8 protein-coding genes and 1 pseudogene are annotated in these 8,454 nt (G+C 70.6%); 7 read left to right on the forward strand and 2 right to left on the reverse strand.

What is annotated here, in order from left to right:
• Nucleotides 1-132: 132 nt before the first annotated feature.
• Nucleotides 133-1,500 (forward strand): replication-associated recombination protein A, encoded by a 1,368-nt coding sequence (locus P3L51_RS33395; RefSeq protein WP_354609101.1) that lies wholly within the window; start codon nt 133-135, stop codon nt 1,498-1,500.
• 59 nt (nt 1,501-1,559) lie between these two features.
• On the opposite strand, the gene P3L51_RS33400 is transcribed toward P3L51_RS33395, so the two are convergent.
• Nucleotides 1,560-2,237, reverse strand: a complete 678-nt coding sequence (locus P3L51_RS33400; RefSeq protein WP_354609102.1) for a DUF2470 domain-containing protein — start codon at nt 2,235-2,237, stop codon at nt 1,560-1,562.
• 180 nt (nt 2,238-2,417) lie between these two features.
• Between P3L51_RS33400 and rpsD the strand changes: the two genes are divergently transcribed.
• The gene (gene rpsD / locus P3L51_RS33405) at nt 2,418-3,032 is read left to right on the forward strand and encodes a 30S ribosomal protein S4 (RefSeq protein WP_023542962.1); all 615 of its coding nucleotides are present in this window, start codon (nt 2,418-2,420) and stop codon (nt 3,030-3,032) included.
• Nucleotides 3,033-3,457: 425 nt separating this feature from the next.
• On the opposite strand, the gene P3L51_RS33410 is transcribed toward rpsD, so the two are convergent.
• Nucleotides 3,458-3,676 carry a hypothetical protein gene (locus P3L51_RS33410; RefSeq protein ID WP_354609103.1) on the reverse strand — a complete coding sequence of 73 codons (219 nt, stop codon included), beginning with the start codon at nt 3,674-3,676 and terminating at the stop codon, nt 3,458-3,460.
• A 211-nt stretch (nt 3,677-3,887) separates the two neighbouring features.
• Here P3L51_RS33410 and P3L51_RS33415 point away from each other — a divergent pair, with 211 nt between their 5' ends.
• From P3L51_RS33415 to P3L51_RS33435, 5 genes and pseudogenes are all read left to right on the forward strand, one after another.
• Nucleotides 3,888-4,352, forward strand: coding sequence for a DUF948 domain-containing protein (locus tag P3L51_RS33415; protein WP_354609104.1), 465 nt, complete (start codon nt 3,888-3,890; stop codon nt 4,350-4,352).
• 7 nt (nt 4,353-4,359) lie between these two features.
• Nucleotides 4,360-4,722, forward strand: a complete 363-nt coding sequence (locus P3L51_RS33420; RefSeq protein ID WP_354609105.1) for a DUF6167 family protein — start codon at nt 4,360-4,362, stop codon at nt 4,720-4,722.
• Entirely contained in the window at nt 4,722-7,406 is a 2,685-nt protein-coding gene (gene alaS, locus P3L51_RS33425; protein WP_354609106.1) for an alanine--tRNA ligase, read from the forward strand. The genes P3L51_RS33420 and alaS overlap by 1 nt, the downstream gene beginning before the upstream one ends.
• Before the next feature lie 62 nt (nt 7,407-7,468).
• Nucleotides 7,469-7,945, forward strand: a complete 477-nt coding sequence (gene ruvX, locus P3L51_RS33430) for a Holliday junction resolvase RuvX (RefSeq protein WP_354609107.1) — start codon at nt 7,469-7,471, stop codon at nt 7,943-7,945.
• Between the two features lie 190 nt (nt 7,946-8,135).
• A pseudogene (locus tag P3L51_RS33435) lies at nt 8,136-8,454 on the forward strand (endolytic transglycosylase MltG); the annotation flags it as partial.

An 8,454-nucleotide genomic window follows, 5' to 3' on the forward strand; every position in this document is an offset into this window, starting at 1 on the left:
CTGTGGATCGGCATCATCGGGATGCTGATTCTGACCCGCTGGTGGGACTTCTGGACCAGCTGACCGCCCCGGCCCCGTCGGCCGCCTGACCGGGCGGGCCGGGTTGTCAGTGGGCTGGCATAGGCTTCACACGTGGAGCCCGACCTCTTTACCGCAGCAGCCGAAGACCGCCAGGAGAAGGACCCGTCCAGCAGCCCGCTGGCTGTCCGGATGCGCCCGCGCGTCCTGGACGAGGTGGTCGGCCAGCGGCATCTGCTGAAGCCCGGGTCCCCGATGCGACGGCTGGTCGAACAGGCGGCCCAGGGCAGGGGACCGGCAGGTCCCTCGTCGGTGCTCCTCTGGGGCCCGCCCGGTACGGGCAAGACCACGCTCGCCTATGTCGTCTCCAAGGCGACCGACGCGCGTTTCGTCGAACTCTCGGCGATCACCGCGGGCGTCAAGGAGGTCCGCGCCGTCATCGACGGCGCCCGGCGTGCCTCCGGCGGCTTCGGCAAGGAGACCGTCCTCTTCCTGGACGAGATCCACCGTTTCAGCAAGGCCCAGCAGGACTCCCTGCTGCCCGCCGTGGAGAACCGCTGGATCACACTGATCGCGGCCACCACCGAGAATCCGTACTTCTCGATCATCTCCCCGCTCCTCTCGCGCTCCCTCCTGCTGACGCTGGAGCCGCTCACCGACGACGACCTGCGCGCCCTGCTGCGCCGCGCGCTCACCGAGGAGCGCGGCCTCGGCGGCGCGGTCTCGCTGCCCGAGGACTCCGAGGCGCATCTGCTGCGGATCGCCGGAGGAGACGCCCGGCGCGCCCTGACCGCACTGGAGGCGGCGGCCGGCGCCGCGATCTCCAAGGGCGAGAAGGAGATCGGCCTCGCGACGGTGGAGGAGACGGTCGACCGCGCGGCGGTGAAGTACGACCGCGACGGCGACCAGCACTACGACGTGGCGAGCGCCCTCATCAAGTCGATCCGCGGCTCCGACGTGGACGCGGCCCTGCACTATCTGGCCCGCATGATCGAGGCCGGCGAGGACCCCCGGTTCATCGCCCGCCGCTTGATGATCTCGGCCAGCGAGGACATCGGCCTCGCCGATCCGACGGCGCTGCCCATCGCTGTCGCGGCGGCCCAGGCCGTGGCGATGATCGGCTTCCCCGAGGCCGCGCTGACCCTCAGCCACGCCACCATCGCGCTGGCACTGGCCCCCAAGTCGAACGCGGCGACGCTCGCGATCTCCGCCGCGCTGGAGGACGTGAAGAAGGGGCTGGCCGGTCCCGTACCGCCGCATCTGCGCGACGGCCACTACAAGGGCGCGGCCAAGCTCGGTCACGCGCAGGGGTACGTCTACCCGCACGACGTGCCGGGAGGGATCGCCGCACAGCAGTACCTCCCGGACGAGGTGCGGGACAAGCGGTACTACACACCGACGCGGTACGGCGCGGAGGCGCGCTACGCGGACGTGGCCGAGAAGGTCCGCGAACGGCTGCGCGGCGACGCCCCCTCGGCCTGAGCGGCCCCCTCGGCCTGACCGGCCCGAGCGATCCTGCCGGACCGGGCCCGCTGAGGGGCTCAGCCGCTCGCGGCCTCGAAGAGCGCGTGCATGGCGCGGCGCAGTTCGGCCACATCACGCACCGGCTCGGGAAAGTCGAAGCGGGCGTCGAAGCAGTTGACGCCCGTGAAACGCACCCGCAGCCCGAAACGGTCCACGCCGACCGGTACGGCCGCCGTCCCGCCTGTCCGCCCGCCGAGCAGCGAGCGCAGCGTCCGCACCTCGGCGCTGTGCGCGGCGTGCAGATGCTGGAGCAGTTCGGCCTCGTGCTCCGACAGCGGGTCCGGCACGGCCGCGGCGAACGCGTCCGCCTCCACCGCCTCGGCGCCCCAGAGGTCGTCCACGTACGCCTCGCCGACCTCCAGCCGCAGCGTGGTGCGGCCGGGCTCGGCCGAGCCGGGCACACGCGTCAGCCAGCCGGAGACCCAGGCGCGGCCCCGGATACGGTGGGGCACGGAGACCGGCGCGACATCGGTGACCTCCAGCACCACGGGCAGCTCGTCGGCCTGCGCGTGCGTCGCCGCCCTGACGACGGGGGAGTCCGCGGCGAAGGCCAGCAGCACGTCACCCTCGGTGTCCACGGTCCGCGCGTCGGCCATCAACTGGTCGGGTCGCAGGGCGTCCAGGCCCGGGACGAGCAGCACGCTTGAGCATGTACTCTGTACGAGAGTTCGTGTGCGCTCGGCTGCTGACGGCATCCGCGCGATTTCAAGCCCGCTGGGACGCGGCTGACCATGAGCTGATCGGACCTCCGTCGTATCGATGCCCTGCGCGTCGAGACTGTCTGTGATGCGTGTGGTGTTCCCAGGGCGACGAGACATGCGATCTCCTTTGAGTAAGGTGAGCCTAACCTAACCTACAACGGAGGTCTGGAGAACGTGCCTAACCAGTCGCGTCCCAAGGTCAAGAAGTCACGCGCGCTCGGTATCGCGCTGACGCCGAAGGCCGTGAAGTACTTCGAGGCCCGTCCCTACCCGCCGGGCGAGCACGGCCGCGGCCGCAAGCAGAACAGTGACTACAAGGTCCGTCTGCTCGAGAAGCAGCGTCTGCGTGCCCAGTACGACATCAGCGAGCGCCAGATGGCCCGCGCCTACGACCGAGCCCGCAAGGCCGGTGGCAAGACCGGCGAGGCCCTGGTCGTCGAGCTGGAGCGTCGTCTCGACGCCCTGGTCCTGCGTTCGGGCATCGCCCGCACCATCTACCAGGCCCGTCAGATGGTCGTCCACGGCCACATCGAGGTCAACGGCGGCAAGGTCGACAAGCCGTCGTTCCGCGTCCGTCCCGACGACGTCATCATGGTCCGTGAGCGCAGCCGCGAGAAGGTTCCCTTCCAGGTCGCCCGCGAGGGTGGCTACGACACGGACGGCGAGACCCCGCGCTACCTCCAGGTGAACCTGAAGGCGCTGGCGTTCCGTCTGGACCGTGACCCGCTGCGCAAGGAAATCCCGGTCATCTGCGACGAGCAGCTCGTCGTCGAGTACTACGCCCGCTGATCACCCGCTGATCCAGGTGTAGTTCGCGCGATCGACCGCGTTTCAGCCCGCCGCTTCCCCGCCGATCTGGCCGGGGGAGCCGGCGGGCTCTCGCGTTTCCCGGCCCGACTCGCGCGCGCTCGACGGCCACCGCCGGCGGCAGGGCACGCCCCTCCGCCACCCGGGCGCCGTACAGCTCGGGCCCCAGCAGCTCCGTCGCCCGCCGTACGCACTGTTCGCGCCGCGCTCCGAAGACGGGCGAGCCGAACAGGGGCGCCCCCACCGAGCGCCAGATCCGGGCTGCCGCGCCCTGGAGCACCGCGGCCTCCGCCGGGTCCCCTTCGCCCGCGCTCACCAGGGCCATCAGCTCCATCGCCAGTACCAGGCCCACCAGATCGTTGAACGAGTGGAGGATGGTGACGGCCTCGGTCAGCAGGGCGCGCGCCTCACCGAGCCGGCCGCGCGTCCAGGCCGCGTACGCGTGGCCGTAGAGCGCGTAGGACCGGGCCCAGATCGCCCTGGAAGACCAGCGAGAGTGCCTGCTCCGCCTGGCCCATCAGCACATTGCTGTTGATCTCGCCCAGTTCGCGGAACGCGCCCAGTGCGGAGCGGGGCAGTCGTTCGGCGCGCGGCATGTCGCCGCAGAGGAGCGCGAGACAGCCCACTGCGTACAATCCGCCGTGCCAACTGCCTCTCCCCGCCCCGGCAGATGAGGTGGTGTCCGCGACCGCCGTAAAGCGGTACGGGGAGCCGCTCGGGGCGCGATAGGGTCGAGGGGCGACTTTCAAGACCGACCAGGATCGACCGGTTCTGAGCCGGCCGACAACGACATGTTCCCCGCCCCCACGGGGATGGTCCAGCAGAGAGCGGTGCAGCGTGACCGGTGGAGAGGTTGCCGGGATTCTGGTGGCCGTCTTCTGGGCGGTTCTGGTCACCCTCCTCGCCGTAGTGCTCGTGAGGCTGGCCCAGACGCTCAAGGCGACCACCAAACTCGTCGCGGACGTGACCGACCAGGCCGTACCGCTGCTGGCGGACGCGTCGGCGACCGTGCGCGCGGCGCAGACCCAGCTCGACCGGGTCGACGCCATCGCGACGGACGTCCAGGAGGTCACCTCCAACGCGTCGGCGCTCTCCACGACCGTGGCGTCGACCTTCGGCGGACCCCTGGTGAAGGTCGCGGCCTTCGGCTACGGAGTGCGGCGGGCGATGGGCCGCAAGGGCCCTGCCGAGCCGGCACCCGCCGACCGCGGGGAACCGGCACCCGCCGCGCGCGGCAGGCGCGGGGTGATCGTGGGCAGGACCGTTCCGTCCGCCCGACGCAGCAGGAAGCAGAAGGGCTGAGGCAGCGATGTTCCGCCGTACGTTCTGGTTCACCGCGGGCGCGGCGGCCGGCGTGTGGGCCACCACCAAGGTCCACACCAAGCTCCGCCAGTTGACACCCGAGAGTCTCGCCGCGCAGGCGGCCAACAAGGCGATCGACGCCGGACACCGGCTCAAGGACTTCGCACTCGACGTCCGCACGGGCATGGCACAGCGCGAGTCCGAACTGGGCGAGGTACTGGGGCTCGACGCACCCGTCGACCCCGAACTCCCCGCCGGGCGCCGCCTCGCCGTCGAGGGCCGCGCCGAACGCCGATACGACAAGCACGACCACCGAAACAGCGACCGATTCAACTCGCGCGCACCGCACAACCGGAATGAGGACCACTGATGGAGTCGGCAGAAATCCGCCGCCGCTGGCTGAGCTTCTTCGAGGAGCGCGGGCACACCGTCGTCCCCTCGGCGTCGCTCATCGCGGACGACCCGACTCTCCTGCTGGTCCCCGCGGGCATGGTCCCCTTCAAGCCGTACTTCCTCGGCGAGGTCAAGCCGCCCGCCCCGCGTCTGACCAGCGTCCAGAAGTGCGTCCGTACGCCGGACATCGAAGAGGTCGGCAAGACCACCCGGCACGGCACGTTCTTCCAGATGTGCGGCAACTTCTCCTTCGGCGACTACTTCAAAGAAGGCGCCGCCACGTTGGCCTGGGAGCTGCTGACCAACTCCGTGGCCGACGGCGGCTACGGCCTGGACCCGGAGAAGCTCTGGGTCACGGTCTACCTGGACGACGACGAGGCCGCCGACATCTGGACCAACAAGGTCGGTTTCCCCGTCGAGCGGCTCCAGCGCCTCGGTAAGAAGGAGAACTACTGGTCCATGGGCGTGCCCGGCCCCTGTGGACCCTGCTCGGAGATCTTCTACGACCGCGGCCCCGAGTTCGGCGAAGAGGGCGGCCCCGCCGTCAACGACGAGCGCTACGTGGAGATCTGGAACCTGGTCTTCATGCAGTACGAGCGCGGCGCCGGCGACGGCAAGGAGGACTTCGAGATCCTCGGAGATCTCCCCTCCAAGAACATCGACACCGGTCTCGGCCTCGAACGCCTCGCCATGGTCCTCCAGGGCGTGCACAACATGTTCGAGATCGACACCTCGATGGCCGTCATCGACAAGGCCACCGAACTGACTGGCGTCCGCTACGGCGCCGACCACGCCTCGGACGTCTCCCTGCGCGTCGTCACCGACCACATGCGCACCTCCGTGATGCTCATCGGCGACGGCGTCACCCCCGGCAACGAGGGCCGCGGCTACGTCCTGCGCCGCATCCTGCGCCGCGCCGTACGCAACATGCGGCTCCTCGGCGCCACCGGGCCGGTCGTCGCCGACCTGCTCGACGTGGTCGTCAGGTCCATGGGCGAGCAGTACCCCGAGCTGATCACCGACCGCAAGCGCATCGAGGCCGTCGCCCTCGCCGAGGAAGCCGCCTTCCTCAAGGCCATCAAGGGCGGCACCAACATCCTCGACACCGCTGTCACCGACACCAAGGCCGCCGGTGGCTCGGTCCTGGCCGGCGACAAGGCGTTCCTGCTCCACGACACCTGGGGCTTCCCGATCGACCTCACCCTCGAAATGGCCGCCGAACAGGGCGTCTCCGTGGACGAGGACGGCTTCCGCCGGCTCATGAAGGAGCAGCGGGACCGGGCCAAGGCCGACGCCAGGGCCAAGAAGACCGGCCACGCCGACCTCTCGTCCTACCGTGAGGTCGCCGACACCTCGGGCACCACCGAGTTCACCGGTTACGGCAGCACCGAGGGCGAGTCGCGGATCGTCGGCCTGCTCGTCGACGGCGTGCCCTCGCCCGCCGCCACCGAGGGCGACGAGGTCGAGGTCGTACTCGACCGCACCCCGTTCTACGCCGAGGGCGGCGGCCAGCTCGCCGACCAGGGCCGGATCAAGCTCGACACCGGCGCCGTCATCCAGGTGCGCGACGTTCAGCAGCCGGTTCCCGGCGTCTCCGTGCACAAGGGATCGGTACAGGTCGGCGAAGTCACGGTCGGCTCGGCCGTGTTCGCCGCCATCGACACCCGGCGCCGGCGCGCCATCGCCCGCGCCCACAGCGCCACCCACCTGACGCACCAGGCGCTGCGTGACGCCCTGGGCCCGACGGCCGCCCAGGCCGGCTCCGAGAACTCGCCGGGGCGCTTCCGCTTCGACTTCGGCTCGCCCGCCGCCGTACCCGGCACGGTGCTCACCGACGTCGAGCAGAAGATCAACGAAGTCCTCACGCGTGAACTCGACGTCCAGGCCGAGGTCATGTCCATCGACGAGGCCAAGAAGCAGGGCGCCATCGCCGAGTTCGGCGAGAAGTACGGCGAGCGGGTCCGTGTCGTCACCATCGGCGACTTCTCCAAGGAGCTGTGCGGCGGCACGCACGTGCGCAACACCGCCCAACTCGGTCTGGTGAAGCTGCTCGGCGAGTCCTCGATCGGCTCCGGTGTGCGCCGTATCGAGGCGCTGGTGGGCGTGGACGCCTACAACTTCCTCGCCAGGGAGCACACCGTCGTCGCTCAGCTCCAGGAGCTGGTCAAGGGCCGCTCCGAGGAGCTGCCGGAGAAGATCGCCGGCATGCTCGCCAAGCTGAAGGACGCCGAGAAGGAGATCGAGAAGTTCCGCGCGGAGAAGGTGCTGGCCGCCGCCGCCGGACTGGTCGAGGGCGCCCAGGACGTACGGGGCACGGCCCTGGTCACCGGCCAGGTGCCGGACGGCACGTCGGCCGACGACCTGCGCAAGCTGGTGCTCGACGTGCGCGGCAGGCTGGGTCAGTCGTCGGGGGCCGGCGGCCGGCCCGCCGTCGTCGCGCTGTTCACGACGGCCAACGGCCGTCCGCTGACGGTCATCGCCACCAACGAGGCCGCCCGTGAGCGCGGGCTCAAGGCCGGCGAGCTGGTCCGCGCCGCCGCCAAGACCCTCGGTGGCGGGGGTGGCGGCAAGCCGGACGTCGCCCAGGGCGGCGGTCAGAACCCGGCGGCCATCGGCGACGCCGTGGCCGCCGTCGAGCGCCTCGTCGCCGAGACGGCCTGAGGCCCCGTGCCCGAGAACGTGGCGAAGGACGTGGCCATGCGCGTGGCTGAGGACGTGGCAGCGTGACGGCGCTCGCGCGCCGGGGCCGCAGACTGGCCGTCGACGTCGGGGACGCCCGGATCGGGGTCGCCTCGTGCGACCCCGACGGGGTCCTCGCGACACCGGTGGAGACTGTGCCGGGACGCGATGTCCCGGCCGCCCACCGGCGGCTCGTGCAGCTCGTGGAGGAGTACGAGCCGATCGAGGTCGTGGTCGGTCTGCCGCGCTCGCTCAGCGGCGGCGAGGGCCCGGCGGCGGTCAAGGTGCGGGCCTTCGCGGAGGAAGTGGCCCGTCGTATCGCCCCGGTTCCGGTACGGCTCGTGGATGAGAGGATGACCACGGTGACCGCCGGACAGGGCCTGCGCGCCTCGGGTGTGAAGTCCAAGAAGGGCAGGTCCGTCATCGACCAGGTGGCGGCCGTCATCATCCTGCAGAACGCGCTGGAGTCCGAAAGGGCCTCGGGTGCGCCGCCCGGTGAGGGTGTGCACGTCCAGACCTGAGACGTCCGATCAGGCGAAACCGGGACATTCTTACGGTTATCTGCATGCGCGGATGAAGGTCGCCTGATCGCGATACGGTAACGTTCCGCGCGATGCGGCGGTATTCGAACAACTGCCGCACAGAGAGAGGCGTCACGGACACCGGGCCATTCGCGCCCGGCACCGGGCGCCTCGCGGCTCTAGGGGATCGATGACTGACTATGGCCGGGGCCGAGGCCCCGAACCGTGGCACCCCGAGGACCCCTTGTACGGGGACCAGGGGTGGGGAGCGCAGCAGGCCGCCGACGGCCGTACTCCTTACGACGCCCAGGCTCAGCAGTCCCAGCAGCAGCAACACCCTCAGCAGCAGTACGACCCGCAGTACGACGGTGGTGGCTGGGACACGGGGCAGCAGCAGTACGCGCAGCAGCCGCACCAGGCTCAGCAGCCCCAGTACCCGCAGGAGCAGCAACACCCTCAGCAGCAGTACGACCCGCAGTACGACGGTGGTGGCTGGGACACGGGGCAGC

This window comes from Streptomyces panacea (assembly GCF_040560175.1).
Lineage (GTDB): Bacteria > Actinomycetota > Actinomycetes > Streptomycetales > Streptomycetaceae > Streptomyces > Streptomyces panacea.